This window comes from Cupriavidus gilardii (assembly GCF_013314895.1).
Taxonomy (GTDB): domain Bacteria; phylum Pseudomonadota; class Gammaproteobacteria; order Burkholderiales; family Burkholderiaceae; genus Cupriavidus; species Cupriavidus gilardii_C.
Window position 1 is genome coordinate 159,250 of record NZ_JABTYE010000011.1, and the last position, 26,631, is coordinate 185,880.

Sequence of the window (26,631 nt, forward strand, 5' to 3'; positions counted from 1 at the left end):
CATAGGGCACTATCGCGGCGTGCATGCCGAAGCCGGGCGCAAGCGAGAATGCAGCCCATCAGTCTGAATTTGGACTAGAATCAGTCCACCCCAACACCTCTGAGGCGGATGATGAAGTACTCCACCCAGGTCAAGCCCATCTCCTATTTGAAGAGTCACACGGCAGAGATTGTGAATACGCTCACTGAGACGCGTGAGCCTTTGCTGATTACACAGAACGGTGAAGCGAAATTGGTGGTGATGGACGTGAAATCGTACGAGCAGCAAGAACAGACCATCGCCCTGCTGCAATTGCTGGCTCAGGGGCGACGCCATATCGAGGAAGGACGCGTCGTGTCCGCCGAGGACGTCTTCGCCGAAATCGAAGCCCTGGATAAAGCGGACGAAGAATGAAACACAGGGTCGTCTTCCTGCAAACGGCTGTTGACGATCTGAAGGAAATCCGCCGCTACGTCCGCAAGCACTTTTCGCAGGCCGTGTGGCTCGACTCATACGGCAAGATCAAAAAAGCCATACTGGGGCTGGAACGGACACCGTACCGCGGCCACACGCCCGACGAACTTCCAGCCACACACTTTCTCGAGATCATCGCAGTGAAGAACCGCGTCATCTACGAAGTGCTCGGCGACACGGTCTACATTCATCTGATCTGCGACTGTCGCCAGGACTTCCAGACGAAGCTGGCACGTCGGCCCATCCGCGCCCTGTTCCCGCCGGAGTAGCGGTCACGATCACCCGAATCAGACCTCCAACCACTCCTTGCGCACCTGCGCATTCCCCTTGAGCTCGGCCGGCGTCCCTTCGAAAACGATGTGCCCGTGGCCCATCACATAGACGCGCTGCGAGATGTCCAGCGCGATCGCCAGCTTCTGCTCGATCAGCAGCACCGAGACGCCGCGCTCCTTCAGCACCTTCAGGTAATCGGCGACCTGGGCGACGATCATCGGCGCCAGCCCTTCGGTCGGCTCGTCGATCAGCACCAGGTCGGGGTCGCCCATCAGCGTGCGGCACAGCGTCAGCATCTGCTGCTCGCCGCCTGACAGCACGCCCGCCGGCGTGTTCTCGCGCTCCTTCAGGCGCGGGAACAGCGCGAACATGTCGTCGGTGCTCCAGCGCGGGCGGCTTTGCCTGGGGTTCGGCTTCTCGCCGAGCAGCATGTTCTGCCGCACGGTCAACGTGGGGAAGATGTCCCGATTCTCCGGCACATAGCCAACGCCAAGATGGGCAATCTCGAAGGTGCGCCGCCCCAGGATCTCGTCGCCGCGAAAGCGCACCGAGCCTTCGGCCTTGACCATGCCGAGAATGGCCTTGGCCATTGTCGACCGCCCCACCCCGTTGCGCCCCAGCAGCGCGACGATCTCGCCCTCGTCGATATGCAGATCGACGCCATGCAGGATATGGCTCTTGCCGTAGTAGGCGTGCAGCCCCTGCACTTCCAGCATGCGCTTGCCCATCAGTGCACTCCCTCGCCCTCGTCCAGCGTCGTGCCCAGATAGGCCTCCTTGACGCGGCGATCATTGCGGATGGACTCGGGCGTGCCGGTGGCGATCACCTCGCCGTAGACCAGCACCGAAATGCGGTCGGCCAGCCCGAACACCACGCTCATATCGTGCTCGACCATCACCAGCGTCTTGCCCACGGTGACCTTGCGAATCAGCTCGACCGCATGGTCCGACTCCGAACGGCTCATGCCCGCGGTCGGCTCGTCCAGCAGGATCACGTCCGCGCCGCCCGCGATGGTGATGCCGATCTCCAGCGCGCGCTGCTCGGCGTACGTCAGCAGGCCCGACTGCGTATGGCGCCGATGCTGCAGGCCGATCAGTTCCAGCACCTCCTCGGCCCGCTCGCGCGCATCGCGCAGCTCGGACAGCCGGTGCCAGAACGAGTACTTGTAGCCCAGCGACCACAGCACTGCGCAGCGCAGGTTCTCGAACACCGTCAGCCGATGAAAGATGTTGGTGATCTGGAAGCTGCGCGACAGGCCCTTGCGATTGATCACGAACGGCTGCAGGCCGCCGATCTCCTCGCCATTGAGCCGAACCGAGCCCGAGGTTGGCGCGAACCGGCCCGAGATAAGATTGAAGGTCGTCGACTTGCCCGCGCCGTTGGGGCCGATCAGCGCATGGCGCTCTCCGCGCGTGATGTTCAGCGTCACGCCGCGGATGATTTCGGTCTGGCCAAAGCGCTTGCGCACATCGGTCAGCTCCAGCGCCGCCGTGGTATCCCGCCTCATGCCGCTCCTCCCGCGATTTCCGCCTGCACCTTGTCCCAGCGCGCGCGCGCCAGGCTCACCGTGAACCGCCATGCCGCCAGGCCGGCCAGCCACAGCGCGGCGGCAACACCCCACGGCGCCAGCGTGCCGGCATCGAAGCCGATACCGAACAGCGTCATTGCGGTGCCGTTGGCGCTGTCGACCTGCACCTTGTAGACCAGCTCCACCGTCAGGATGATCGCCGCCAGCAGCACCACCCCGGCCAGCGCGCACAGCCCGTAGGACGGCAGCATCTGACGGAACTTGCCGCGCGCCACCAGCGGCAACTGCATCATCAGCAGGCTCGCCAGCCCGCCCGGCACGAACATCACCATCAGCACGAAGAACAGGCCCAGGTAGAGCAGCCAGGCCTTGGTCAGATCCGACAGCGCGACCGCGAACAGCACGAACACCACCGCGCCGATCACCGGTCCGAAGAAGAAGCCGGCGCCGCCGATGAAGGCGGCCAGCAGCACGCCGCCGGAGCGTACCGCGCTGACGTTCTCCGCCGACACGATCTCGAAGTTGATCGCCGCCAGCGCGCCCGATATGCCGGCAAAGAACGCCGACAGGATCAGCACCAGATAGCGCACGCGCTGCGTGTTGTAGCCGATGAATTCGGCCCGCTCGGGGTTGTCGCGCACCGCATTGGCGATGCGGCCCAGCGGCGTCTGCGTCCACGCATACATCGCCGCCATCGACAGCAGGCACCAGATCGCGATCAGGTAGTAGACCTGGCGGCCCGGGCCGAAGGTGATGCCCAGGAAAGGCTCGCCCACCACGCGATTGGTCGAGATGCCGCCCTCGCCGCCGAAGAACTCCGGGAACATCAGCGAGCTGGCGAACACCATCTCGCCGATGCCCAGCGTGATCATCGCGAAGGTGGTGCCGGACTTCTTGGTGGTCACGTAGCCGAAGATGACGCCGAAGAACGCGCCCGCCAGCCCCCCGACCAGCGGCAGCAGCGACACCGGCAGCCACACCGTGCCGGCACCCACCATGTTCAGCACATGCACCGCGATAAAGGCGCCCAGCCCCGAGTAGACCGCGTGGCCGAACGACAGCATGCCGGTCTGCCCGAGCAGCATGTTGTACGACAGCGCGAACACGATCATGATGCCCATCTGCGACATCAGCGTGATGGCAAACCCGCCGGTGAAGATCAGCGGCAGCACCAGCATCAGCAACGCCGTGGCGCCCCAGATCAGCCAGCGGCCCAGGTTCAACGGCCGATAGCGCATCGTGCGGCCGTTCATCGCAGTGTCTTGCGTGCGTTGCATCGTCGATTCCATCGCCTCAGCTCTCCCGGGTTCCCATCAGGCCGCGCGGGCGGAAGATCAGCATCACGACCAGCAGCAGATACGGCAGCACCGGCGCGACCTGCGCCACCGTCAGCCGCCACAGCGAATAGAACGGCGTCTCGCTGGTCACGTTCAGCCCCAGCGAGTTGAACATGCCCGCCAGCGACGCGTCGATGGTCACCGCGAAGGTCTGCAGCAGCCCGATCAGGATCGATGCGATGAACGCCCCGACCAGCGAGCCCATGCCGCCGACCACCGCCACCACGAACACGATCGAGCCGACCGCGGCCGCCATCGACGGCTCCGTGACGAAGGCATTGCCGCCGATCACCCCGGCAAGACCCGCCAGCGCAGCGCCGCCGCCGAACACCAGCATGAAGACGCGCGGCACGTTGTGGCCCAGCGCCTCGACCATCTCGGGATGGGTCAGCGCGGCCTGGATCACCAGCCCGATACGCGTGCGCGTCAGCACCAGGTAGATCGCCACCAGCATCGCCAGCGACACCAGCATCATGAAGGCGCGGTACTTGGGAAAGGCAGAGGTGAAGACAGTGAACAGCGGACCGTCGAGCTCGGCCGGAATCCGGTACGGCACCGCCGCCAGCCCCCAGACCAGCTTGACGCCCTCCTCGATCAGGTAGGCCAGACCGAAGGTGAACAGCAGCTCGGCGACGTGGCCGTACTTGTGCACCGCGCGCAGGCCGAAGCGCTCGACCACCGCGCCGGCAACCGCGACCAATAATGGCGCGACGATCAGCGCCGGCCAGAAGCCGATCTTGGTCGAAATCGAATAGGCGAAATAGGCGCCGAGCATGTAGAAGCTCGCATGCGCGAAGTTCAACACGCCCATCATGCTGAAGATCAGCGTCAGGCCCGACGACAGCATGAACAGCAGCAGCCCGTAGCTGAGGCCGTTCAACAGCGAGATGATGAAGAATTCCACAGCCAGTCCTTCCATCTGGCGCCGGTCGGGCGGCGTGCGCCGCCGACCGGCGAAGGCGAAGCGAGGGCGGGCGCAGCGGCCGGTGGTGTGCCCCCAGGGGCCGGCAGCATACCACCGGCACTGGGGGGCATGGGCCGCTCGAGCGCGCCGCGTGTGGCGCGTCCCGAATCAGCCTGGACGCTTCATCTGGCAGGAGGTGGGTTGGGCGGCGACATGCGCGTCCAGCACCGCATTGGTCTTCCAGCCGTAGCCGGTGTTTTCCTGGTCGTACTTGACTTCCTTGCCGTCGACCTTGGTCCAGGTGGCGATGGTCAGCGGCTGCTGGGCCTGGTGGTCGCTCGCGCGCATCTCGACGGTGCCGTTCATGCTCTCGACCTTCATGCCCTCGAGCGCCTTGGCCACCTTGACCGGATCGGTCGACTTGGTGTCCTTGAACGCCTTGCTGAGCATCGCGATGCCGGTGTACGAGGCCATCACGTAGAAGTCGTCGTTGTACTTCTTCTCGTAGCCTTCGATCACCTCCGAGCCGCGGAAGCCCTTGTTGTTCGGGTTGTAGTACCCGACATAGCGCACGCGTTCGGCGCCGGCCGCCCCCATCGCGGTCGGCACCCCGGTGGTGGCCGCGTAGTAGGTATAGAAGTTGGCGTTCAGCCCGGCGTCCTTGGCCGCCTTGATCAGCAGCGCCAGGTCGCTGCCCCAGTTGCCGGTGATCACGGTATCGGCGCCGGCGGCCTTGATCTTGGCGATATACGGCGAGAAATCCTTGACCTGCGCGAGCGGATGCAGATCTTCGCCGACCACCTGGATGTCGGGTCGCTTGCGCTTCAGATATTCCTTGGCGGCGCGCGCGACCTGGTGGCCGAACGAGTAGTTCTGGTTGATCAGATAGACCTTCTTGACGTTCTGGTCCTGCGCCAGATAGGTGGTCAGCGCCTCCATCTTCATGTCGGAGTTGGCGTCCAGCCGGAAATGCCAGTAGTTGCATTTCGAGTTGGTCATGTCCGGATCGACCGCGGCATAGTTCAGATAGATGATTTCCTTGCCGGGGTTGCGCTCGTTGTGCTTGGCCACCGCGTCCTGCAGCGCCAGGCCCACCGACGAGCCGTTGCCCTGCACCACGTAGCGGATGCCCTGGTCCACGGCCTGCTTCAGGATCGTCAGGCTCTCCTGCGGCGAGAGCTTGTTGTCGAAGCCCACGACCTCGAACTTGTGCCCGCCGGCCCAGTTCTTCTGATTGGCCAGTTCGGCGACGTATTGCCAGCTCTTGAGCTGGTTCTGGCCAACCGGCGCCATCAGCCCCGACAGCGGATCGATGAACGCGATCTTCACCGTATCCGCCGCGGCGGCCCCCGGACCCAGCGCGGCGAGCAATGCCACGCCGGCGACGAGCGGACGCAATCTGATCATGGTTTGTCTCCTTCTCTCTTTCTCTCGTTGGCTATCGTGTTGAGCGAGCGGCCGGGGCTGCCGCTGTGTTGCACGTTGCCATGCGCGCGGCTTGCCCGACCGGCCCGTTTTGCTTCCCCGGCGGCACCGGGCCGGCGCCGCCGTTGCTGCACGTGCTCTGCGACGGCCCTGCTCAGGCCGTCGGCAGCCGATAGTCCTTGAACTGCTCGCGCAGCTTCAGCTTCTGCATCTTGCCGGTGGCCGTCAGCGGGATCTCGTCGACGAAGGCGACATCGTCGGGGATCCACCATTTGGCGACCTTGCCCTCGAAGAAGGCCAGCAATTCCTCGCGCGTCAGCTCGGTGCCGGGCTTCTTCATCACCACCAGCAGCGGCCGCTCGTCCCACTTCGGATGGTGGACCGAGATGCAGGCGGCCATATGGACCGCCGGATGCGCCGCGGCGACATTCTCCACGTCGATTGACGAAATCCATTCGCCGCCGGACTTGATCACGTCCTTGCTGCGATCGGTGATCTGCATGTAGCCGTCGGCGTCGATGGTGGCGACGTCGCCGGTCGGGAACCAGCCGTCGACCAGCGGCGAGCTGTCGCTGCGGTAGTAGCGATCGATGATCCAGGGGCCGCGCACCATCAGGTCGCCGAAGGCCTTGCCGTCCCACGGCAGCTCGCGCCCCTCGCCGTCGACGATCTTCATGTCGACGCCGTAGATGACCCGGCCCTGCTTCTCCAGGATGGCCTGCTGTTGCTCAGGCGGCAGCGACAGATGCTTGTTCAGCAGCTTGCAGGTGGTGCCCAGCGGCGACATCTCGGTCATGCCCCAGGCATGGATCACCTCGACGTCGAGGGCGTTCAGCGCCTTGATCATCGCCGGCGGCGCGGCGGAGCCGCCGATCACCGTGCGCTTGAAGCTGGAGAAGCGCAGCTGGTTGGCCTGCACATGCTGCAGCAGGCCAAGCCAGACCGTCGGCACGCCGGCCGAGAAGGTGACCTGCTCCTGCTCGAACAGCTCGTACAGCGAGGCGCCGTCGAGCTTGGCGCCCGGAAACACCAGCTTGGCGCCGACCAGCGGCACCGAGTACGGCAGGCCCCAGGCGTTGACGTGGAACATCGGCACGACCGGCAGAATCACGTCCTTGGCCGAGCAGCCCAGCGCATCGGGCAAGGCCGACGCATACGAGTGCAGCACCGTCGAGCGATGCGAGTAGAGCGCGCCCTTGGGGTTGCCGGTGGTGCCGGAGGTGTAGCACAGGCTGGACGCGGTGTTCTCGTCGAAGCTCGGCCAGCTGTAGTTGCCATCCTGCGTCTCGAGCAGATCCTCGTAGCACAGCAGCGGCAGCTTCGATTCGGCCGGCAGATGCGCGCGGTCGCTCATCAGCACCCAGCCCTTGACCTGCGGGCAATGCGGCGCGAGGCCCTCGACCAGCGGCAGGAAGGTCAGGTCGAAGAACACATAGCGGTCTTCGGCGTGATTGACGATATAGGCCAGTTGCTCGGGGAACAGCCGCGGGTTGATGGTGTGGCAGACCGAACCCATCCCCGATACGGCGTAATAGATCTCGAGATGGCGGTAGCCGTTCCACGCCAGCGTGCCGACCCGCTCGCCGGGCTGCACGCCGAGCTTGATCAGCGCCTGCGCCAGCTTGCGGGCACGCAGCTCGCAATCGCGGTAGGTATAGCGGTGGAGATCCCCTTCGGTGCGCCGCGAAACGATTTCGGTGCTGCCGTAATGGCGGGCGGCGTGGGTGATGATGGAGGAAATGAGCAACGGCGCGCCCATCATTTGTCCCATCAATGCCATGGGAATGGTCTCCTGTATCGGTTGCGATGTCCGTCGCGGCGAGGCCGAGAAGCGAACAATCGTTCTTTTTTTAGGCCGACAAAAACCTTCCAGCGGAAGGCGTCGGCAAACACGCTCGCACTGCCCGCCGATGCACTACACCGGTGCACTACCCCGGTGCACTGGGCGTGCAAGCGGGTGTCATGACGGGGAAGACTGCCGGTGATGGCCCCGCCGCGACGGGAACAAGCGGGAACCAGCGGGAACACCGGCGGCGGCGCCGCGGTCAGACCAGGGACAATGCGGCGTGCAAGTACAATACTGCCAGCCATGTTGCACCTCAACATGTCGTTTTCCCTAGCCTGCAAGCGCACTTCCAGGCAGGCCACCGATTGCAGGCTGTTGCACCGCGCCGGTCCCCAGCCCACGTTCGCCCATCCGCGAGCCTCCACGCCCGGCGCGTGATGCCAAGGCCCTGACCTCATGTCCTCTTTGCCCTCTTCCGCTTCGCCCGCCTCGTCGGCCCCCTCGAGCGCCAGTCCGGTCGATCCGCCGTTCTCCGTGGCGCCCGGTTTCGCCGAGCTCGGCGAGCGCTTCTTCACGCGGCTGCCGCCCACGCCGCTGCCCGCCCCTTATCTGGTCGCGGTGGCACCGGCCGCTGCCGAACTGCTTGGTTGGCAATCGGCCGCCGCCGACCAGGCGCCGCCGCTGCGGGACTTCGCCGAGGTCTTCATCGGCAACCGCGTGCCCGACTGGGCCGATCCGCTGGCGACCGTCTACTCGGGCCATCAGTTCGGCGTCTGGGCCGGCCAGCTCGGCGACGGGCGTGCGATCCGGCTGGCCGAGGCACAGACCGCCAACGGCCCCTGGGAGATCCAGCTCAAAGGATCGGGCAAGACGCCGTATTCCCGCATGGGCGATGGCCGCGCCGTGCTGCGCTCGTCGATCCGCGAATATCTGTGCTCGGAGGCCATGGCCGCGTTGGGCATCCCGACCACTCGCGCGCTGTGCATCGTCGGCTCCGACGCGCCGGTGCGCCGCGAGACGATCGAGACCGCCGCGGTGGTGACGCGCCTTTCGCCCACCTTCATCCGCTTCGGCCATTTCGAGCATTTCGCCGCGCACGACGACGTGGCCGCGCTGCGCCAGCTGGCCGACTTCGTGATCGACCGCTTCATGCCGGAATGCCGCGACAGCGTCGGCGGCGAGACCGTCAGCCCCTACCAGGCGCTGCTGCGCGAGGTGTCGCTGCGCACCGCCGACCTGATGGCCCAGTGGCAGGCCGTGGGGTTCTGCCACGGCGTGATGAACACCGACAACATGTCGATCCTCGGCCTGACCATCGACTACGGCCCGTTCGGCTTTCTCGACGCCTTCGACGCCAACCACATCTGCAACCACTCGGACAACCAGGGCCGCTATGCCTACAGCCAGCAGCCGCAGGTGGGCTTCTGGAACCTGCATTGCCTGGCGCAGGCGCTGCTGCCGCTGTGGCTCGCGCGCGAGGATGGGCAGGCGCCGACCGAGGCCGCCAAGGAGGCCGCGATCGAGGCCGCCCATGCCGCGCTCGATCCCTTCCGCGACCGCTACGCGCTGCGCTTTTTCCAGCTGTACCGCGCCAAGCTGGGCCTGGCCAGCGCCGACATCGACCACGCCGCCGACGAGGCGCTGCTGACCGACCTGTTCCGCCTGCTGCATACGCAGCGGGTCGACTACACCTTGTTCTGGCGCAATCTCGCCCGCATCTCGTCGGCGGACGGCAGCCGCGATGCACCGGTGCGCGACCTGTTCATGGATCGCGCCGGCTGGGACGCGTGGGCCGAGCGCTACCGCGCCCGGCTGCGGGCCGAGAGTTCGGACGATGCGGCCCGCGCGGTGTCGATGCTGGCCGTCAATCCGAAGTACGTGCTGCGCAACCATCTGGCCGAGGTGGCGATCCAGCGCGCCAAGGAAAAGGACTTCAGCGAGGTGCAGCGGCTGCTGGCGGTGCTGTCGCGGCCCTTCGACGAGCAGCCCGAGGCCGAGTCGTATGCCGCGCTGCCGCCCGACTGGGCATCCGGTATCGAGGTAAGCTGTTCGTCCTGATTTCGATCCCGCTATCGAACGCAATTTCGAACCCAATATCGACCGTCTCCACGAGGATCCGCATCATGCCCGTCAACAAGACCGAAGCCGAATGGCGCGCGCAACTGTCCGACATCGAATACCGGGTCACGCGCGAGGCCGCCACCGAACGCGCCTTCACCGGCCGCTACTGGGACCACTGGGAGCCCGGCATCTACCGCTGCGTGGGCTGCGGCACGCCGCTGTTCGAGTCCACCACCAAGTTCGACGCCGGCTGCGGCTGGCCGAGCTATTTCCGGCCCATCAACGGTGAGGTGATCGACGAGCAGGTGGACCGCAGCCATGGCATGGTCCGCATCGAGGTGCGTTGCAAGGAATGCGGCAGCCATCTGGGCCATGTCTTCGAGGATGGCCCAGCTCCGACCGGGCTGCGTTATTGCATCAACTCGGCTGCGCTAAAATTCGACGATCGCGAGCGCGAGCCGGGCTCCGCCGACGACGCCGGCCAATCCGGCAACCCTGGCTGACCGACAGCGCCGACCGCAAGCGCTGAACGGCAGCGGCCAGACCCCACGATAACGATTCCGCGATGCCCCCTGCCGGCATCGCCCTCCCCCGACGGACCCGCATGAAATTTCTGTTCGACCTGTTCCCGGTCATCCTGTTTTTCGTCACCTTCAAGCTGTCGGGCATCTTCGCCGCCACCGCGGTCGCGATCGCGGCCACCATCGTGCAGATCGGCTGGGTCTGGCTGCGCCACCGCAAGGTCGAACCGATGCAGTGGATCAGCCTGCTGATCATCGTGGTGTTCGGCGGCGCCACGCTGCTGCTGCACAACGAGACCTTCATCAAGTGGAAGCCCACCGTGCTGTACTGGCTGTTCGCGGTGGCGCTGCTGGCCTCCGCCGCGATCTGGCGCAAGAACCTGATCCGCGCCATGATGGAAAAGTCCGTCAAGCTGCCCGACCCGATCTGGGGCCGCCTCAATACCGCCTGGGCCGGTTTCTTCGCCGCGATGGGCGTGCTGAACCTGTGGGTGGCCTACCAGTTCTCGACCGACATCTGGGTCAATTTCAAGCTGTTCGGCAGCATGGGCCTGATGCTGGTCTTCATCGTCGCGCAGAGCCTCTGGCTGTCGCGCCATATGAACGAAAACGCGCCCGAAAAAGCGCAGGAAAGCGCCCGCGATTGAGCGGGCATCGCACCATGAACGACGTCTCTTCTTCGTTGCCTCCCGACAGCGCCGCCCACAGCACCGCCGACAGTACCGCCGGCGACACCGCCGCGCAGATCGACGCCCTGCTGCGCGCCGAACTCTCCCCCTCGCAACTGACGGTGCGCGACGACAGCGCGCTGCATGCCGGCCATCCGGGCGCGGCCTCGGGCGGCGGGCACTATCATGTCACCATCGTCAGCGAACGCTTTGCCGGCGCGAGCCGGGTTGCCCGACATCGCATGGTGTATGATGCGCTGCGCAGTCTCTTCCCCATGCGGATCCATGCCCTGGCAGTGTCCGCATTCACCGAGCAAGAGTATTCCGCGCAATGACCATCATCATCCGCGCGGTGTCTGCACAAGCCTCTGCACAAGTATCTGCATAATCGTCCAGCCTTCCCCAGACTTCCCAACACTGATTCCATGAAGACCACTGTCCTCTCGTTCAGCCTGGCGGCTGTGCTTGCCGCTGGCAGCTTGCCGGCAATCGCCCAGAATGCCGCCGTCGTCAATGGCAAGGGCATTCCGTCGGCCAAGCTCGACAAGCTGATCGCCGGCACCGGCCAGCCGGCTTCCCCGGAGCTGCGGGACCGCGCGCGCAATATGCTGATCGACCGCGAGCTGCTGGTGCAGGAGGCCAACAAGCGTGGCCTCACGCAGAACCCGGACGTGCAGGAGCAGCTGGAACAGGCCCGCCTGAATGTGCTGGCCGGCGCAGTGTTCGAAGACTATGTGCGCAACCACGGCACCAGCGATGCCGAGCTGCGCAAGCAATACGACAAGATCAAGGCCCAGTTCGGCAACGGCAAGGAATACCGCGCCCGCCATATCCTGGTCGAGAAGGAGTCCGAAGCGGTGGCGATCATCGCCAAGATCAAGGGCGGCGCCAAGTTCGCCGACGTGGCCAAGGCCTCGTCGAAGGATCCGGGCTCGGCCGCCAACGGTGGCGATCTCGACTGGGCCAGCAGCAACAGCTATGTGCCCGAGTTCTCGGCCGCGATGGCCAGCCTGAAGAAGGGCCAGATGACCGAGACCCCGGTCAAGACGCAGTTCGGCTGGCACGTGATCCTGCTCGAGGACGAGCGCGAGACCAAGATCCCGACCTTCGAAGAAGCCAAGCCGCAGCTGCAGCAGATGATGATGAGCGACCAGAACTGGCAGCGCGAGCAGTTCCAGTCGATGATGAAGTCGCTGCGCGACAAGGCGAAGATCCAGTAAGGCGGCTCGCCCTGGTTCCCGGTCGTGACCGGGCGCCAACAAAAAACCGGCGCTCGATGCGCCGGTTTTTCTTTTGTGCCGCGAGACGTCGAGCGCCCTATTTCCTGTCGCCTGCCTCGTGTCGCCTACTTCGTGTCGATCTTCACCGCGATCCCATCCTCGGTCACGGTGATCGCGCCCGGCTCGACCTGCTTGCCGTTGACCTGCAGCTCCTCGGGCTTGAAGGTATGCAGCGGATAGTCCTTCAGCAGTTCCTGCGCCACCAGGTTGCCCACCGCGTTGAGCTGCGCGCTGTATTGACCCGGCACGCCTTCGACCTGGACCTGCTCGACGGTCGGGTTATCGAGCAGCACCGCGCGCTTGACAGGGTCGTAGCGCAGCCCGCTGTTGAGCGCCAGCGTGCCGTTCACTGGCGGCGCCGGCAGCAGGCTGTTGGTCAGCTGCGCGTCGACCTGCGTGGTGACGCGGTTGCCCGCCGCATCGAGCGTCAGCCGCGGCCGGGTCAGCCGTACGTCCAGCACCTGGGCATAGCGCAGCGTCGCCGGGAAGCGGCTTTCGACGGCGCGCTGCAGCTCCTGTTTGGTGAAGGTGTATTCGCCGGTCCAGATGTTGTAGCCGGCGATGGCAGCGCCGGAAAGAAGGCCGAGGCCGACGAGAGCGACGCCAAGCGCTGTGGCCGCCAGGGGCCGCCGGATGCCCCGGGCGTGGCCATGCGAAAAGATTGAAGTCATGGGCGATGCTGGAGTGGTCACCTCGGTCAGACCGGGGCGACGTCCCGGCGTTCCACCATCGCCGGACCGGTGGTCAGTAATGGGGCGGTATCTCCTGCACCGACCCGCCGTCGGCGCCGGCGCCCGTCGCGGCCGGCAGCTGCTGGTAGAGCGCCTGCATCTGCTCCTGCAGCAATTCGATCTGCCGTTGCTGCTTCGCGACGGTCAGGTTCAGCGTCTCCAGCAGGTCTTCCTGGAAGGCCAGCTTGACCTCCAGCTCGGTGATTCGCGATTCCATGAGGTCCTCCATTGCCAGATGTCAGACATGCGGGCAGGCAAGCTCCCGCGGGGCGCGCATTGTAACCGGACCGGCGCCCGATCGCGGGCGGGGTTGTCAGCACATCATAGTGCGTGTACGCTTGCCCGAGTCGTGCTGCGGATGATTCGATGAACGGCATTCGATTCCATCGATCCCCGCCGCCGGCGCACCGGCCGTCCCATGACGGTCGTGTGACGGTTTTCTACCCCCTTCGGTTCCACCCTGGTTCCATGACGCCTGTACGCTGCGCTTCCTCGATTGCCAATCCGGTCCTGCTGGCCGGTGGCACGCGCGCGTCGGCGCCTCCTCCCGTTTCTCCTGTCTGGTCGCCGCCGGCCGCTGTCTGCTCGCCGCCGGCCGACGTCGCCGCCGTCGTGGCAGGCGTAGCACCGCCGCACGTGGTCGTGGCCGGTGTTGCACCGCCGCCGCGCGCCGTCGTTGCAGCGGTAGCCCCGCCGCCCGCGGCCGTCCTCGGCTGATCTCAGCCGATCTCCAGTCTTCCGTCTGACCGTGCGCGCCTGCCGCGCGCGAACGCCTTTGCTGCCTGCTCGATGCCGCGCATCTCGCCGATGCCGGCTCGCATTCGCCGCCGGCGCTCGCCCACGGTCAACCGAAGCCCGTCACACCCAATGACAGGTGAAACCGATGAACTTCCAAAGATTCGCGCATGCGGCGCGATCGACGTTGTCCCTGCTGTCCTTGTCGGCGTTCTCGTCGGCGCTGTTGTCGGCGCTGTTGTCAGCATTCTCGTCCCGACTGACCTCGTCCCGGCCTTCCTCCTCTCGACCGTCCCTGCGCTCGCGCGTGAAGCTGCCCGACACCTGGGCCGCCCACGGCTCCACGGCGCTGTTCGTGCTGCTGTGGAGCAGCGGCGCGATCGTCGCCAAATGGGGCCTTGCCTATGCCTCGGCCTTCGCCTTCCTGACCCTGCGCTTCGTGCTGGCATTCGGCGTACTGCTGGCGATCGCCGCCTGGCGGCGCCGCTGGCTGCCCGAGCCAGGCCAGCGCGGACGCGTGGCGATGGTCGGCCTGCTGCTGACCGGCTGCTATTCGATCTGCTACCTGCTCGCGCTGGACCGCGGCGTCACGCCCGGCATGCTGGCGACGCTGCTCGGCGCCCAGCCGATCCTGACGCTGCTGCTGACCGAGCGCCGCTTCTCCGCGCTGCGGCTGGTCGGGCTGATGCTGGCGCTCGCCGGGCTGGTGATGGTGGTCTACCAGGGCATCGGCATCGCCGGCACCCCGGTGGCCGGCATGCTCTATGCGCTGACCGCGCTGGTCACGATGACGGCCGGCACCATCGTGCAGAAAGGCATCCGCCAGGCGCCGATCGACGTGATGCCGCTGCAATACGGCATCGCGCTGCTGATGTGCCTGGCGCTGCTGCCGTTCGAACCGATCCACGTCTCGTGGACGCCCGCGCTGCTGCTGCCGCTGGGGTGGATGGCACTGGTGATCTCGATCGGCGCAACGCTGCTGCTGTACCGGATGATCCAGGGCGGCAATCTGGTCAACGTGACCAGCCTGTTCTACCTGGTGCCCGCCGGCACCGCGGTGCTCGACTACCTGATCCTGGGCAACCGGCTGGCGCCGCTGGCGCTGGCCGGCATGGTCACGATCCTGCTCGGGCTGGCGCTGGTGTTTCGGAACAAGCCGGGGGCGTGATCCGTGTCACGCCGGTGCCACGGCGGTGCCACGACGAGGGTGCGATGACGACGGTGCCACGACCACGGCGCTACGCCTGTGCCGCGCGCCGGTCCACCGTCGCTCAGGACGGCGGTCGGCGCCGGCGCGCCAGCACCGCGCCAAGGATCAGGCCGACCACGAGGGCGGCCACGATCCAGAGCCACGACGCGGTCGTCGGTGGCGCGGTAACGGGCGCCGACGGCGACCCCGGTGCGGCGGTCGGCGTCACCCCGGCCATCGTGGCGGTCAGCGCCTGCCAGTCGGCTTTCGTGATCTGCGTCATGCGAGCCGCATCGGGCAGCCCGAACACGCAGATCTCGCCGCCCGGCAACTGGCAGAAGCGTTCGGCCGGACAGGCTTTCAGGATCTGTGGGGTTTCTCCGGTGCCACACCGCGCGCCGGCGCTTTTGAGCACCTGCAAGGTGACGTCGGGATGCTTGGTCAGTTGTTCCGGCATGGTGCCTCCCGCTGACTACGTGACAAACGGGTAGCAAGCGCGAGGCCCCGGCCCCGCCTTACTTCCAGAACCCAGTATGGGAGCGCGCGGCCTCGTCTTCCAGCATCGGACCGTGCACCTCGATATGGCGCTGCCCCCGCACAAACACCTCGCGGCACGGCAGCGAGAAGGTCGGATTCTCGGGATGGTCGCCGGTCAGCCCCAGCAAGGTGTGCTCCGACAGCGCATAGACCACGCGGCCGATGTTGCACCAGTAGATCGCCCCGGCGCACATGCAGCAGGGCTCCGCGCTCGTGTACAGCGTGCAGCGGGCCAACTGCTCGGGGCTCCGGCGCTTCGCGGCCAGCGCCGCCGTGGCAAGCTCCGCATGCTGGGTCGGATCGCCCTGCGGCGGCATCGAGTTGTTGCCGGCCGAGGCGACGATATTGCCGTGCTCGTCGGCGACGATCGCCGCAAAGGGATGGCGCCCGTTCTGCTTCGATTCCTCGGCCAGCGCGATCGATTGGCGCAGCAGCCGCAGATCGAGCTCGGTCAGCTTGTCCGTGGTGGTATGGGTCTGGGTGTCGATGGCTGGCATCGGACGATTCTCCTGCGAAGTAGGCGCCCTGGTGGCGCGATGCGATGGCGGCCGGTATTGGCCGCGTTGGGATCAAGGCTGGCTGGTGGCGACGGCGTCGGCATGCTCGCCGTCGAGCGCGGCAGCTTGCGGCGTTCCACGATTGAGCATCAGGTTCAGCAGCACCGCCGTGATCGCCCCGAGAAAGATGCCGCTGTCGAGCACCAGCTTCAGCGGCCCTTCGACGCGCTCGAACAGCGCCGGCAGCGACATCGGCAACACGCCCACGCTGACCGACACCGCCACGATGATCGCGTTGCGCGTGCCGTCGAACTTCACGCGCGACAGCTCCTGGATGCCGGCCACCGTGGTCATGCCAAACATCACGATGGCGCAGCCGCCCAGCACCGGCCGCGGTACCGAAGCAATCAGCGCGCCAAGCTTCGGGAACAGACCCATCAAGACCATGATGGCGCCCGCCGATGCCACCACATAGCGGCTCTTGACGTTCGAAAGCGCGATCAGCCCGGTGTTCTGCGTGAACGCGTTATAGGGAAAGCTGTTGAAGACGCCGCCGAGCATCGTCGACAGTCCATCGGCGCGGAAGGCGTCGCCGAGCGTGCGCTGCGTCGAAGGCCGGCCGACGATGGTGCCGATCGCCAGCACATTGCCGGTGGTCTCGGCCATGATCACCAGCATCGCGAGCAGCATCACCAGCGTCGGCATCGGCGCGAAGGACGGGGCGCCGAATGCGAATGGCGGGCTGATCTCGAACCAGGCGGCGCCTGACACCGCGTCGAAACTGGTCATGCCGCAGGCCATCGCGATCGCGGTCCCGGCCAGCAGGCCGATCAGCACCGACAGATTGCCGATAAAGCCCGAGAAACGCGCATAGACGAACAGCGTGATGGCGATCGTCACCAGGCCGAGCAGCAGGTTCGGGGTCGCGCCGAAGTCCGGTGCAGCGGGATTGCCGCCCCCGAGCCAGATCGCGGCCGCCGGCATCAGCGTGACCCCGATGATCACGATCAGACTGCCGATTACCACCGGCGGAAACCAGCGCAACAATCGGCTGAACAGCGGCGCAATCGCGATGGTCAGCGCGCCTGCCGCGATCACCGCGCCAAAGACGTGGTTCATGCCATATTGCTGGCCGATCAGGATCATCGGCGCGATCGCGATGAAGGAACACCCCTGGATCAACGGCAGACGCGCACCGAAGCGCCAGAACCCCAGCGTCTGGATCAGCGTCGCAATCCCCGAGGTCAGCAGATTGGCATTGATCAGCGTGACCATCTGCTGCTGGGTCAAGCCCAGCGCGCTGCCAAGAATCAACGGCACCGCGACGGCGCCCGCGTACATCACCAGCACGTGCTGCAGGCCGAAGCTGGCCAGCTGCCGCACTGGCAATCGTTGATCGACCGGATGGACGGCCGGGCGGCCGTCCGGGTGGTCGGCCGAATTAGCGGCCGAATTAGCGGCCGAATGAGCGGCCGGCTCCTGCGGCATCGGTTCTGGTCCCGCCTGCTGCTGCGAATTCATCGTGGTCTCCTCCGTCTGGTCTGTGGTCCCGCGCTTTTGCGCCGGCCGGATCGGTGCGCCATAATCCGGCGGGTTTGCGCGGCTGGCCAAATCGGCAGCCATCGATTTTTTTGATAGGCAATTTTTGACGGGCAGGAGTCAGGCGGCGATGCGCTATTCGCTCGATCAGCTGGAAATGTTCACCCTGGTGGCCAGCACCGGCTCGTTCTCGGCCGCGGCCCGGCAACTACGCAAGACGCAGTCCGCGGTCAGCACCGCCATCGCCAATCTCGAGGCCGATCTCGGCCTGGTACTGTTCGAACGCGGCGGCAAGGCGTCGACGCTGACGCCGGCCGGGGAAAAGCTCCGCAACGAAGCCGAACTAGTGCTGGAGCGCTGCCTGCAGCTGGAGGCGCATGCCAACGAGCTCGGCGAGCGCGTCGAGCCCGCGCTGACGCTGGCGATCGAAGTCCCCTACTCCACCCTGATGCCGCCGCTACGCGACTTCGCCGAACGGTTTCCGCATGTCGACCTGCAGATCCGGCATCCGCTGCACGGCGATGTGGCCGAACTGCTGGCGCGCGGCGAAGCGGACCTGGGCATCGCGTTCTCGCAGCCGGCCTATCCCCGCGATCTGGGCTTCGCGCAAATGGGCAAGCTGATCCTGTCGCATGTCGCGCACCGGGACCATCCTCTTTCGAAGCTGAAGCGCGTCGATTTCGCCGACCTGCGCGCGCACCGGCGGCTGGTATTCAGCGGCCACAACCACAAGCTGCCCAGCAGCGAATACCTCGATGCAACGCGCTGCTGGCAAGCAGAGAGCTACGCGGCGCTGCTCGAACTGGCGCGCACCGGCCTGGGCTGGACCACGCTGCCGCGGCAACTGATCCTGTCCGAGCTGGCCTCAGGGGAACTGGTCGAATTGCCGCTGAGCGCTTATCCGTACACCGACTGGCTGGTCGGTGTGGATCTGATCTGGGCGAAGGCGCATGTGCTCGGCAAGGCCGGGTTGTGGTTGAAGCGCCGGCTTGGCGAGCACAAGGTGTTTGAGGTGGATCGGGAGGGGAAGAGGACGACGTTGTAGGGTGACAAGCTTGTATACCCTCCCACCTCGCGTCATGACTGCAGACTGTCCATCAAACGTGCAATCTGACTTGCCACAAAAGGGGGATCTCCCGCCGCCTCTTGAATCTCTATCGGGAATCGCAGCGGCGGCACTGAGTTCGCTGGCCGCCGTAGCTTTTCCCCCGCGTTCAGCGGCGGCCCGTTTTCCTCCATGTACCGGCGGATATGCTCCCATAGCGCCATATTTTCCTCGTCAAACCAACAGAAGTTGCCTACGAGAACAATGTCCTGCAACACTGCCGAATCATTTTCCGACCCCCAGAGCAGGGCCATTTGATATTCCGTTCTAACGTAGCGCCCGTTATAGACCTTTCGGGTATATGTGCGTAGCTTGGCTTCGTCCCACGGTCTCGTCATGACTTCCGCTGGAACGTTTTGCTTGACTCGAAACAGATGAGGCCAATTTACCTTAAAATAGGTAATCTCACGGGTCCGTCTATTAAATAAAATTGGCCAATCAGGAGGCATTTTCATCCATCGCCTTGTCCATATGGCAATCAATGCAAAGAGCACCGCAACGCATGCAAAAAAGAAGTCAAAAAGCACCCCGACCAGATCGAAAGAATACTCATACATCGACGCTATATCGCGCCAAATGAATATGATTGTCTCGGCAACACCAAAACTCATCATTGCAATCAGAATCCAGGGCAGGAACTTGCGATCCGTCATTCCTACCGGCGATCCGACAGCGATTGCATCGCGATAAATCTCTAAAATCATTATGTCCGCGTTTGGCTGGCTGTGCACCGATCCGCTGCCGGCAACGTCGAATGCCCGTACTGGCCATCTTCGAAGAAATTCGAACTTCTTCGTCAAACTTTCAGGGATCTCAAAATACGGCTCGGGCTTGTCCCATTTTTTAATAACGAATTTCTTCATATCAAAGATTTCACGTTAAGACCGGGAAGTGGGATGCTTGTCGCAAGACACGCTGGGCAGCCCGCTCCGACGCCACGGCGTCTGCGTCGGCCGTGGCGCACCGTCCCTACCAACGAAGCGATAGAACAGAAGAACCGTCATCGTGCATGCCTTCGTACCCGCACACACGAAGATCGTCAGGCGGCTTCCCGTTTGGCGACCATAGGTCATTTAGATCCGACTGCCCGGACCCGCGCGCCGTCAGTACCCCAATGACGCAAGAACGCCAGTTCATCGTCCTCCGACAGTTTCCCCTTGGCGCGATAGACCATCGCCGTCATCACTGCCCCAGTCTGCACCGGCCGATCCTCCGGCTCGCCAACGCCAGAGTCGCTTTGCCACTCCGCCGGAAATCGCGGCCAGCGGCATGTTGCCTGGCTCAGCTTCTGATACAAGGTCTCCATGACGCCCGGGCGCATTTCAAGCTTGTATTGTTCAGCGCTTGGCATTCCGCAGAAAGTCGTATAGACAGGGGGAAGGTGCCTCGGAATGGCGCGATACCCTTCTGGAGCGTTCTTTGGGATGTATTCAACCGTGGGCCCCTCTTCCATATAGAGGCGGATGTATTCCCACAGACCTGCGGTGTACTCGTATGAAGGCATGGTGGGCCCGACGAAGATCACGTCCTCGTCCTCACCGGACATGTCCGCAGGATTGGCAGGTGGGTGATATAGCGCCAGTGCTTTCAGAATCTGCCGATCCTTAGGTGCCCTTCCCTCCGGAGCCAGCACAGCCAATAGCCGGTCCCAGTCATACACCTTGTTCCCACCGCAGCAGCGGGGACGCAGCACATAGACCTGTCGCGTCTTGCGATTGAAGCGGATTCGGCCGCGCGCGTACGTAAAGAACGCAGTGCGGCCCGCCATATGGTCAAAGAATATGATCAAGAGAGTCGCCGCGCCGATTGCCATTGGGAAGAACAACAACCACCCTCCCCAAAACAGCGGCGCCATATCAGACTCGTAAGGAAGCGAAGAAAAGAATGGAACAATGGTTCCGAACAAGAGGGGGTGAACGGCCACGCTGTACCAGGCCCAGATGGCTGGCGGGCAGAATATCAATACCGTTGCTGCCGCCATCGCGTACTTCCATTGATATTCCCAACCTGGATTGGTCATCTCCAGGTAGGCATCGTTCTGGGCATACACGGCGTGATTTGGCAGAATCACCCCCTCCTGATCCAGGCTCTCCTTGACACTCCACAATCGCTGATCGTTGAGACCGAGGCGTTCCCGGCTTCGAACGATAGAGCCTCGGCTGCGCCAGTAGTCGTACTCACGAGGGAACATTGTCGCAGCGACTCCCGTGACTACCCGCCTGCCCGTACCACAAACGACTGTGTCGTCGTGAACGGCACCAGGGCACCGCTACCCCGAGCTGAACAACGCATGCCGTTCATCGCCCGGCGCGCCGCGTTGTCGACTGGCTGAAGGCCCGACGGTTTCTCCACCGCAGTGCGGGCCACCGAACCATCCTCACCGATCCAGACGCGCACCGTCACCGATACAGGCTTGTCGGGCAGCTCGCTGACCAGGCTCAGGCGCGGCTGCGAGCAGCCGACGTTGGGCGGCAGCCCTTCCCGATAGTTGACCGGCGCGGGCGCCGTGGGACGCGGTGAGGTTTCTTCATTGCGGCAGATCGCCTGCTGTTCCTCGAACACCTTGCGCATCGCCTGCAACGTGTTCGGCTGCGTGGCCGCGCCGGCCGACCACTTGGCTGCCAGCGGCGCCGGCAAGGCCTTGCCGACAACGGCAGATTCCTCGGGCGTCAGCCGGAAAACGAGATTGCCCGACGCCAGCCGTTCGGCTCGCGCCTGCTGGATGCGCTTGCCTTCCGGGGTATCGAGGAAGCGCGTCAGAGCAAGGAACTCGTCCCTGGAGAAATCCTCGGCGAGCGGATAGCCGATCCGGTTGGCGACGGAGCGCGGCTCCATTGCCGACAGGCAGGCGGCGCGTTGGGGGGGCACCTTGTCGCCTTGCTGCTTCAGCGTGCCTTTTGCGGCGGCGATGACTTCGCCGGTGGCGACGGCTTCGGAGACGTGTTTCGCTGCGAGTTCCAACCCAGCGTTGCGATCTTCGGCCACCGCCTCGGTGTCCGCGATGAAGCACAGCGCCAATGCGGCCATGAGCAAGGCCTTCCATTCACGACGTCGAATCACTAACCGGACGCTGGCCATACAAAGTTCAGCGAAGATTAGGCGCATTGATACTGGAATCGCGGACATACGGATCACACAAGTCCACACGGCAAGTCTTCTCTATTTCAAGCGGCCAAATCGGAACCTTACAACTTCTCATCACCAACCAGCGGCAGCACGCTACTGCCGCATTGATCGGAGCCATCGTCCAGTAAAAAAAGGCGTTTCCTGTATCGCCCGCAAAAACACGTTCCAGTCCTGCCCTAAAACTTTCCCGTTTTCCGTCCACTGGCATACAAAACTCGATCTGCCTCACGAGTTCGGCAGGACCATCATCCCCTTCCCCAGAACATCGGCCAACAGCACTACACGGTCTTCTCTGTCAATCTCAAAAACAAATATTCTCTCTTATAGTAAAAAATCTTCGCAGCTCGCTATCGAAGGTTCGGTGGATTAATTCTGGCGTCACGCACGTATGGATCCCCCTCTTCGATCCGACATGCACTCTCAATGTCTTCTGGCCAAATCGGAATCTTGCATGTTCGCATCACGATCCAACGGCAGCACGCCACTGCCAGATTGAATGGCAACATCATCCAGAAAAAGAATAAATGACCAGCATACGGCGCGAAAACCCGCTCAAGGCCCGAGCGGAAGCTTTCTCTTTTGCCGTCTACGGGCATGCAAAACTCAATCTGTCCTAGGACGGCGGACGGCCCCTCTTCCATATACCTTCGCAAAAATTCCCAATGACTACGCAGGTCATCTTTGTCGGTACTCCACATCGAAAAAGCAAACTCCTCCTTTACCGTATTGCCGCCCACATTGAGAACCAGCCCACGAATATCCCACGTTTTTCCATACATGGCGGAGCATGGGCTCAGTGTAAAGAAGACGCTGCCCCATGGAACGGACAGTATGGAACCATCGAGCCGGTGCACATACAAAATTCCATTTCGCCGGTTCAAGCGGATCGGGTAGTGCGTTAGGCGAAATAGTTCCCGACGTGCAATCCAGTATGCCCATATCGCAAACGGACCCGAAATGACCAAGATTAACGCCAATGAAGTAAATGTTGTCGCGGCATCTTCCAGCCCGGCACGGTATCGATGGAGAATCAGCCCACCCATCGTCACGATGGCGACCACACTAAACACAATGGCAACTGATGCCCCCAAGGTCAGTACGCCACGACCGCCAAAGAAACGATCAACTGACTCCAGATACGTAGAATTAATCTTAATGACAGAAAGTTGATATGTTGGCTCAACATCAAGGCGCCTTCCTTGAACGAGCCTGTCGGCTTTTTCGTCGTCAGAAATCAACCGATTTTTTTTATATCTATCTATGGCCAATCCAGTAAATTCCATATCAATCCTTTATTGCAAGACTGAGCTCGTGCATCTCCGTTTCGAGATTGCGGTAACGCTCTCCCGTCGCTGCACCCCAGTAGCAACGCTCCAACCAGTCTTGGATTTTATTATCCGCAATCCACGCGATCATGACCGAGATCACGAGCAGCAGGAGCGCTGCGGCGATGCCAATGCCGGTCCAGCCGAGTAGTGCAGCCAATGCGAGAACGCCTCCACTGAATCCGGACGCGAAATACAGGATCCCTACAGTCATGTTGCCTTCTTCGGCTTCGTTCCAGGCTGATGCCAAGTCGAGAAACGCAATAGCGAATCCACCGACCAGCGACAAGCCCCGGCCGACCTGAGTCAACAAGCTTGCCATTCTGTTAGATAAGCCTCTGCCGTACTGAAGTGACAGCTGCACCTTGGCATTGAAAACCTTCCCTAATGCCTCAGCCGTACCACCGATCACGCCAATGACGCCGCCTCCAACGCGATGCCATGTTTCCTTTGCGCTGTGGCTCATAGATTCCCCGGCTTCGCCCCAGAGATGCAAAAGCAGAGCCGTATCTAAGATGACTCCTACGGCACCGACCTTCACCTCGGTGTTCACGACCTTTTTTAATGCACCGGGCAAATCCAGGAGTCGCAGCTCATTTGACAGCCTTAGCGACTGGACAAGCCGCGCCGTACGCTGTGCTTTGGTGAGTCCGGTTGGCATTGAAGCGATGCGGTTCGGGTCGATTGCGACGAAGAACTCCTGGGTCGCCTTACCATTCATGTTGATGCCCCGCGACTCCAATCGCTTCAGTTCCACATCGACTGGATCGAACATCGCCCTCCTGGATGGAACCGGCTGCCCTACCGACGCAGCGCCATCTCGGAGCGCCTTAATCAAATGCCGACGAAACGCACGAATATCCCCTGACACAGAGACAGGGACAATCGCACGCCGTGACACTATCCCGAGCAAGACAGCGAGGCCTTTAGCGAAAGGGGCTGCAACATCATTTAGAACCGATGCAATAGGAGCACTAATCCTAAGGATGAGATGGGAAATGACATCAGTTCGCTGAGAGGAAAAATCATATGTCTTGATCAGCGATGGCCACGATACGTTCCAAAGGTCGGTGCCCTTTGTTTTTGTCTTTTTCACTGCCTCTAAGACCTCGGGCCGATTCAGTGCGAGCCCTCGCAACAACAAATTTTTTCTATCGTCGACATTTGCTTTGAGCCACTCCTTATATAGTTCGAAGCACGGTTTTTTGTCTTGGGTACTTCCAACACACAAGGTCAAGGAGGATACAAATACCTCCCCACAACGCTGCTCAGCATGGTCGTAATTCGCTTCGAACGCATTCACAGTGCGATCGCTTTTCATCCAATCCCTGTGCGCTTCAGCGAGCGGCGTGAGGACCTGTTTGTCGAGCCCTTTCAATTGCGTCTCGAACTCCTTTTGAAACGCTTTGCGTGCGGCCTCGTCGTAACGCCACTGACCACCACTGCGCTTTTGATACTTTTCCCAAGCCTCGTTCCTGGCCCTCTCCAATTCCGCTTCCGGAGGCTTGGCATAGGCTTCCTCCAAGGACTTGTACTGGGCTGACACTTTATCCCCGCCTAACTTTTCAGCAATCAGCTTTCCAAGCGCGAGCGCCCCCCCGCTGTCTCCCGCAAGCCCCGGATTCGTCGTACCAAAGACCGACACATTGAGCGAATTCTGGGCGGCTCTCTGCATTGCCGCATCCTCGGCCGCGTTACCGATGGCGTCACGCAGAGACATGATGGCGCTGGACACAGTCATCTTGCGCTTCCACTCCTGGTCGCGAGTCACGAAGCTGTCGTAGCTGGCTTGCATCAGGTGATCGAGCTCTATCAACAAGCTCTGGGGATCCAAAAGCGCCGTAACGATGGGACGGAATGGCTTGGCTGCGGCTTCGCCCCAACTCGCGAGAGCAGGTGCCTCTTCCTGCAACCCGTAGAAGGCAAAGGGTGAGAAGGAGAACGCATGGTGCTCCTTTGCGTCGGACATTTTCGACGTTTCACCTTTCACCTTTGCGGGGATATGGCTCAGAGAACGTGGTGCGGAATACTCGGCGACGAGCTTGTCAATGTCCCTCAACTGCCCTGTATGCGCCTGAGCGGAGCCGGCACGCCACGCCTGCAAGTCAATGCACCGCATATGTTTTTCTCGCCAAGCCTGCGACTTGTGTAGCGACTTGATCCTGTCCGTCCACAATACCTCGGAAAAGCCAAGCCATATACGACCCGCCGACTGTGCGTCTGCCACTGTGATACAGCGCGCAATGATGTTGTCGCCTTTCCGAGAGCACGAGAACCTGATCTCCGCTGGCAGCACAGGTGACGGATCATTGAAGTCGAACTCGTAGAGGTAACCGTCCTCAGTGACAACATAGGCCGACCATGTCCCACGCTTCTCGTTGAATACATACAAGAAACCTTCGCGAAGCATGCGCAACGTATACCTTGCGCTGCTCTCCGGCAGCGGAATGGCGGACACGTCCTCGCCGAATCCTGACGCGAGTGCTGGAACTCCGGGCTCGCGCCGCTTACCACCGCCGGCCTTGTCGGCCCGTCCAATGGCGTAGCGGACTGGGAGAATGGGCAAACCCTGCTTGTCGCAGAATGGGCACTTGCTTTCAATGGCGGCCGAATTATTCGTCATGCTTGTTCCCATTGTGGTTCTTCGCTCGCAACCATCTCTGGCAATCCGAGCGGTCCATCCGCTAGTTCGGCGCAGGCACCGACATAGCTGCACTCGCCCCCTGTGGCTCGGGCGACTGCACGTTTCAATTGGGCATTTACTTCGGCAGGCATGCCGATCGCTACAGTCTGCGCGGCATAGAGGCAGCAATCCTCTGCGTTGAGTAAGCCCACCTTCTCTACACCGTCGACAAGGGCCGCATCGACACGCCTGCCCAGTGTTACTGCATCGTTGACCGGCCATCCTGCTCGCAGCAGCAAGGCGAGACAGGCATTAACCATTCCCACCCTCTGAAGCGGCGCTAGTTGTTGCGATCGGATCCGGAACGGCGCGTGGTGGTGTTGCTCTCGCGAGCGGCATCGGTACGTGCCCACGAGGTCTACCCAATGCCATTGTTCTACTGGGCCCATCAGGGCATCCAATTGCACCTCGTCGAGGACGCGGATGAATTGCGAAAAGACCCGAGGATCCCAAAATCGCAGCAGAAACTGCTGCTTAGACGCCGGGCTGGCAACAACCGCAACGCGAGACAGGTGGTCCGCAACTTGCCGTGTGGTGGCGGAGCTGACAAGGCAGGCACTGAAGTACGGCTTGCAGTAATCCTGCTGCCATAGAATGGCCTGGTGGATCAGTTCGAGCTTCTGCGAGTGACTTAGCTCCTCGATAGGTAAAACGGCCGGCATCAAATGCGCTTGTATCCCTTTGACCGACAGGCGAATCACGGGAAGTGCGGCGACGACGTCTTGCCCCAATTGAAGGGGGTTCAGCAGTACGTGCGTGAAATCGTTCAGAAATCGATGATGCAGATCGAACATGCGGATCAACCCAATGGCACCAGTGCGTCACCAGCGGATTCAGCCCCACGAGCCCTGAATTCGCAAAGACCTGTTTCTCCACTGCTCAACGAATTGGTGGCGTCATTTCCCCCCGGCCCCACAAACCGATGCCC

General features: G+C 62.9%; 27 protein-coding genes. 9 read left to right on the forward strand and 18 right to left on the reverse strand.

Annotated elements, in window-relative coordinates:
• Positions 1-111: 111 nt before the first annotated feature.
• The gene (locus HTY53_RS13160) at positions 112-393 is read left to right on the forward strand and encodes a type II toxin-antitoxin system Phd/YefM family antitoxin (protein ID WP_174106965.1); all 282 of its coding nucleotides are present in this window, start codon (positions 112-114) and stop codon (positions 391-393) included.
• Positions 390-722, forward strand: a complete 333-nt coding sequence (locus HTY53_RS13165; RefSeq protein ID WP_174106966.1) for a type II toxin-antitoxin system RelE/ParE family toxin — start codon at positions 390-392, stop codon at positions 720-722. The genes HTY53_RS13160 and HTY53_RS13165 overlap by 4 nt, the downstream gene beginning before the upstream one ends.
• 18 nt (positions 723-740) lie before the next feature.
• On the opposite strand, the gene HTY53_RS13170 is transcribed toward HTY53_RS13165, so the two are convergent.
• The 6 genes from HTY53_RS13170 to HTY53_RS13195 form a co-directional block, all read right to left on the reverse strand.
• Complete coding sequence (locus HTY53_RS13170; RefSeq protein WP_174106967.1) at positions 741-1,454, reverse strand: ABC transporter ATP-binding protein; 714 nt, start codon at positions 1,452-1,454, stop codon at positions 741-743.
• On the reverse strand, positions 1,454-2,233 hold the full coding sequence (locus HTY53_RS13175; RefSeq protein WP_174106968.1) for an ABC transporter ATP-binding protein: 780 nt from the start codon (positions 2,231-2,233) through the stop codon (positions 1,454-1,456). The genes HTY53_RS13170 and HTY53_RS13175 overlap by 1 nt, the downstream gene beginning before the upstream one ends.
• Positions 2,230-3,543 carry a branched-chain amino acid ABC transporter permease gene (locus tag HTY53_RS13180; RefSeq protein WP_174106969.1) on the reverse strand — a complete coding sequence of 438 codons (1,314 nt, stop codon included), beginning with the start codon at positions 3,541-3,543 and terminating at the stop codon, positions 2,230-2,232. The genes HTY53_RS13175 and HTY53_RS13180 overlap by 4 nt, the downstream gene beginning before the upstream one ends.
• 4 nt (positions 3,544-3,547) lie before the next feature.
• The gene (locus HTY53_RS13185; RefSeq protein ID WP_174107001.1) at positions 3,548-4,495 is read right to left on the reverse strand and encodes a branched-chain amino acid ABC transporter permease; all 948 of its coding nucleotides are present in this window, start codon (positions 4,493-4,495) and stop codon (positions 3,548-3,550) included.
• Positions 4,496-4,663: 168 nt separating this feature from the next.
• Positions 4,664-5,902 carry a branched-chain amino acid ABC transporter substrate-binding protein gene (locus tag HTY53_RS13190; protein WP_174106970.1) on the reverse strand — a complete coding sequence of 413 codons (1,239 nt, stop codon included), beginning with the start codon at positions 5,900-5,902 and terminating at the stop codon, positions 4,664-4,666.
• A 172-nt stretch (positions 5,903-6,074) separates the two neighbouring features.
• Positions 6,075-7,700: a 3-(methylthio)propionyl-CoA ligase gene (locus tag HTY53_RS13195; protein WP_174106971.1), complete on the reverse strand. Its 1,626-nt coding sequence runs from the start codon at positions 7,698-7,700 to the stop codon at positions 6,075-6,077.
• Between the two features lie 462 nt (positions 7,701-8,162).
• Here HTY53_RS13195 and HTY53_RS13200 point away from each other — a divergent pair, with 462 nt between their 5' ends.
• The 5 genes from HTY53_RS13200 to HTY53_RS13220 all read left to right on the forward strand — a co-directional run bounded on the left by HTY53_RS13200 (position 8,163) and on the right by HTY53_RS13220 (position 12,176).
• On the forward strand, positions 8,163-9,764 hold the full coding sequence (locus HTY53_RS13200; protein ID WP_174106972.1) for a protein adenylyltransferase SelO: 1,602 nt from the start codon (positions 8,163-8,165) through the stop codon (positions 9,762-9,764).
• 65 nt (positions 9,765-9,829) lie between these two features.
• Positions 9,830-10,270: a peptide-methionine (R)-S-oxide reductase MsrB gene (gene msrB, locus HTY53_RS13205; protein WP_174106973.1), complete on the forward strand. Its 441-nt coding sequence runs from the start codon at positions 9,830-9,832 to the stop codon at positions 10,268-10,270.
• Between the two features lie 101 nt (positions 10,271-10,371).
• A complete protein-coding gene (locus HTY53_RS13210; protein WP_174106974.1) occupies positions 10,372-10,935 on the forward strand; it encodes a septation protein A in 564 nt (187 codons plus the stop codon).
• A gap of 14 nt (positions 10,936-10,949) precedes the next feature.
• Entirely contained in the window at positions 10,950-11,291 is a 342-nt protein-coding gene (locus tag HTY53_RS13215; RefSeq protein ID WP_238512056.1) for a BolA family protein, read from the forward strand.
• A gap of 90 nt (positions 11,292-11,381) precedes the next feature.
• Positions 11,382-12,176, forward strand: a complete 795-nt coding sequence (locus tag HTY53_RS13220; RefSeq protein WP_174106975.1) for a peptidylprolyl isomerase — start codon at positions 11,382-11,384, stop codon at positions 12,174-12,176.
• Between the two features lie 125 nt (positions 12,177-12,301).
• Here HTY53_RS13220 and HTY53_RS13225 read toward each other — a convergent pair whose 3' ends face one another.
• Positions 12,302-12,907: a DUF1439 domain-containing protein gene (locus tag HTY53_RS13225; protein ID WP_174106976.1), complete on the reverse strand. Its 606-nt coding sequence runs from the start codon at positions 12,905-12,907 to the stop codon at positions 12,302-12,304.
• Positions 12,908-12,980: 73 nt separating this feature from the next.
• Complete coding sequence (locus HTY53_RS13230; RefSeq protein ID WP_174106977.1) at positions 12,981-13,184, reverse strand: SlyX family protein; 204 nt, start codon at positions 13,182-13,184, stop codon at positions 12,981-12,983.
• 666 nt (positions 13,185-13,850) lie between these two features.
• Here HTY53_RS13230 and HTY53_RS13235 point away from each other — a divergent pair.
• Positions 13,851-14,870 carry a DMT family transporter gene (locus HTY53_RS13235; protein ID WP_254599936.1) on the forward strand — a complete coding sequence of 340 codons (1,020 nt, stop codon included), beginning with the start codon at positions 13,851-13,853 and terminating at the stop codon, positions 14,868-14,870.
• A 103-nt stretch (positions 14,871-14,973) separates the two neighbouring features.
• Here the strand turns inward: HTY53_RS13235 and HTY53_RS13240 are convergent, their stop codons facing one another.
• The 3 genes from HTY53_RS13240 to HTY53_RS13250 form a co-directional block, all read right to left on the reverse strand.
• Entirely contained in the window at positions 14,974-15,348 is a 375-nt protein-coding gene (locus HTY53_RS13240) for a hypothetical protein (protein ID WP_174106978.1), read from the reverse strand.
• 58 nt (positions 15,349-15,406) lie between these two features.
• Positions 15,407-15,925 (reverse strand): nucleoside deaminase, encoded by a 519-nt coding sequence (locus tag HTY53_RS13245; RefSeq protein ID WP_174106979.1) that lies wholly within the window; start codon positions 15,923-15,925, stop codon positions 15,407-15,409.
• 72 nt (positions 15,926-15,997) lie between these two features.
• The gene (locus HTY53_RS13250) at positions 15,998-17,446 is read right to left on the reverse strand and encodes a nucleobase:cation symporter-2 family protein (protein ID WP_254599937.1); all 1,449 of its coding nucleotides are present in this window, start codon (positions 17,444-17,446) and stop codon (positions 15,998-16,000) included.
• A gap of 148 nt (positions 17,447-17,594) precedes the next feature.
• On the opposite strand from HTY53_RS13250, the gene HTY53_RS13255 reads away from it, so the two are divergent.
• Entirely contained in the window at positions 17,595-18,509 is a 915-nt protein-coding gene (locus HTY53_RS13255; protein ID WP_174106980.1) for a LysR family transcriptional regulator, read from the forward strand.
• Between the two features lie 32 nt (positions 18,510-18,541).
• Here the strand turns inward: HTY53_RS13255 and HTY53_RS13260 are convergent, their stop codons facing one another.
• The 7 genes from HTY53_RS13260 to HTY53_RS13285 all read right to left on the reverse strand — a co-directional run bounded on the left by HTY53_RS13260 (position 18,542) and on the right by HTY53_RS13285 (position 26,497).
• Entirely contained in the window at positions 18,542-19,432 is an 891-nt protein-coding gene (locus tag HTY53_RS13260; protein WP_174106981.1) for a DUF6708 domain-containing protein, read from the reverse strand.
• Between the two features lie 206 nt (positions 19,433-19,638).
• Positions 19,639-20,760, reverse strand: a complete 1,122-nt coding sequence (locus tag HTY53_RS13265) for a DUF6708 domain-containing protein (RefSeq protein ID WP_174106982.1) — start codon at positions 20,758-20,760, stop codon at positions 19,639-19,641.
• 20 nt (positions 20,761-20,780) lie between these two features.
• Positions 20,781-21,596, reverse strand: coding sequence for an energy transducer TonB (locus HTY53_RS13270; protein WP_174106983.1), 816 nt, complete (start codon positions 21,594-21,596; stop codon positions 20,781-20,783).
• A gap of 58 nt (positions 21,597-21,654) precedes the next feature.
• The gene (locus tag HTY53_RS25130; protein WP_438820954.1) at positions 21,655-21,903 is read right to left on the reverse strand and encodes a DUF6708 domain-containing protein; all 249 of its coding nucleotides are present in this window, start codon (positions 21,901-21,903) and stop codon (positions 21,655-21,657) included.
• 139 nt (positions 21,904-22,042) lie between these two features.
• Entirely contained in the window at positions 22,043-22,978 is a 936-nt protein-coding gene (locus HTY53_RS13275) for a DUF6708 domain-containing protein (RefSeq protein WP_174106984.1), read from the reverse strand.
• A gap of 1 nt (position 22,979) precedes the next feature.
• Positions 22,980-25,643, reverse strand: coding sequence for a T6SS effector BTH_I2691 family protein (locus tag HTY53_RS13280; protein WP_174106985.1), 2,664 nt, complete (start codon positions 25,641-25,643; stop codon positions 22,980-22,982).
• Entirely contained in the window at positions 25,640-26,497 is an 858-nt protein-coding gene (locus HTY53_RS13285; RefSeq protein WP_174106986.1) for a DUF4123 domain-containing protein, read from the reverse strand. The genes HTY53_RS13280 and HTY53_RS13285 overlap by 4 nt, the downstream gene beginning before the upstream one ends.
• Positions 26,498-26,631: the final 134 nt, after the last annotated feature.

Excerpts from the sequence above, each read along its gene's own strand:
- HTY53_RS13275 (WP_174106984.1), bottom strand. The coding sequence starts at position 22,978 with ATGGAATTTACTGGATTGGCCATAGATAGATATAAAAAAAATCGGTTG.
- HTY53_RS13225 (WP_174106976.1), bottom strand. The coding sequence starts at position 12,907 with ATGACTTCAATCTTTTCGCATGGCCACGCCCGGGGCATCCGGCGGCCC.
- HTY53_RS13240 (WP_174106978.1), bottom strand. The coding sequence starts at position 15,348 with ATGCCGGAACAACTGACCAAGCATCCCGACGTCACCTTGCAGGTGCTC.
- HTY53_RS13255 (WP_174106980.1), top strand. The coding sequence starts at position 17,595 with ATGCGCTATTCGCTCGATCAGCTGGAAATGTTCACCCTGGTGGCCAGC.
- HTY53_RS13200 (WP_174106972.1), top strand. The coding sequence starts at position 8,163 with ATGTCCTCTTTGCCCTCTTCCGCTTCGCCCGCCTCGTCGGCCCCCTCG.
- HTY53_RS13280 (WP_174106985.1), bottom strand. The coding sequence starts at position 25,643 with ATGACGAATAATTCGGCCGCCATTGAAAGCAAGTGCCCATTCTGCGAC.
- HTY53_RS13265 (WP_174106982.1), bottom strand. The coding sequence starts at position 20,760 with ATGTTCCCTCGTGAGTACGACTACTGGCGCAGCCGAGGCTCTATCGTT.
- HTY53_RS13285 (WP_174106986.1), bottom strand. The coding sequence starts at position 26,497 with ATGTTCGATCTGCATCATCGATTTCTGAACGATTTCACGCACGTACTG.
- HTY53_RS13190 (WP_174106970.1), bottom strand. The coding sequence starts at position 5,902 with ATGATCAGATTGCGTCCGCTCGTCGCCGGCGTGGCATTGCTCGCCGCG.
- HTY53_RS13220 (WP_174106975.1), top strand. The coding sequence starts at position 11,382 with ATGAAGACCACTGTCCTCTCGTTCAGCCTGGCGGCTGTGCTTGCCGCT.
- HTY53_RS13270 (WP_174106983.1), bottom strand. The coding sequence starts at position 21,596 with ATGGCCGCATTGGCGCTGTGCTTCATCGCGGACACCGAGGCGGTGGCC.
- HTY53_RS13230 (WP_174106977.1), bottom strand. The coding sequence starts at position 13,184 with ATGGAATCGCGAATCACCGAGCTGGAGGTCAAGCTGGCCTTCCAGGAA.
- HTY53_RS13195 (WP_174106971.1), bottom strand. The coding sequence starts at position 7,700 with ATGGCATTGATGGGACAAATGATGGGCGCGCCGTTGCTCATTTCCTCC.
- HTY53_RS25130 (WP_438820954.1), bottom strand. The coding sequence starts at position 21,903 with ATGCCAGTGGACGGAAAACGGGAAAGTTTTAGGGCAGGACTGGAACGT.
- HTY53_RS13215 (WP_238512056.1), top strand. The coding sequence starts at position 10,950 with ATGAACGACGTCTCTTCTTCGTTGCCTCCCGACAGCGCCGCCCACAGC.
- HTY53_RS13260 (WP_174106981.1), bottom strand. The coding sequence starts at position 19,432 with ATGAAGAAATTCGTTATTAAAAAATGGGACAAGCCCGAGCCGTATTTT.
- HTY53_RS13245 (WP_174106979.1), bottom strand. The coding sequence starts at position 15,925 with ATGCCAGCCATCGACACCCAGACCCATACCACCACGGACAAGCTGACC.
- HTY53_RS13250 (WP_254599937.1), bottom strand. The coding sequence starts at position 17,446 with ATGAATTCGCAGCAGCAGGCGGGACCAGAACCGATGCCGCAGGAGCCG.
- HTY53_RS13170 (WP_174106967.1), bottom strand. The coding sequence starts at position 1,454 with ATGGGCAAGCGCATGCTGGAAGTGCAGGGGCTGCACGCCTACTACGGC.
- HTY53_RS13175 (WP_174106968.1), bottom strand. The coding sequence starts at position 2,233 with ATGAGGCGGGATACCACGGCGGCGCTGGAGCTGACCGATGTGCGCAAG.
- HTY53_RS13180 (WP_174106969.1), bottom strand. The coding sequence starts at position 3,543 with ATGGAATCGACGATGCAACGCACGCAAGACACTGCGATGAACGGCCGC.
- msrB (WP_174106973.1), top strand. The coding sequence starts at position 9,830 with ATGCCCGTCAACAAGACCGAAGCCGAATGGCGCGCGCAACTGTCCGAC.
- HTY53_RS13210 (WP_174106974.1), top strand. The coding sequence starts at position 10,372 with ATGAAATTTCTGTTCGACCTGTTCCCGGTCATCCTGTTTTTCGTCACC.
- HTY53_RS13165 (WP_174106966.1), top strand. The coding sequence starts at position 390 with ATGAAACACAGGGTCGTCTTCCTGCAAACGGCTGTTGACGATCTGAAG.
- HTY53_RS13235 (WP_254599936.1), top strand. The coding sequence starts at position 13,851 with ATGAACTTCCAAAGATTCGCGCATGCGGCGCGATCGACGTTGTCCCTG.
- HTY53_RS13160 (WP_174106965.1), top strand. The coding sequence starts at position 112 with ATGAAGTACTCCACCCAGGTCAAGCCCATCTCCTATTTGAAGAGTCAC.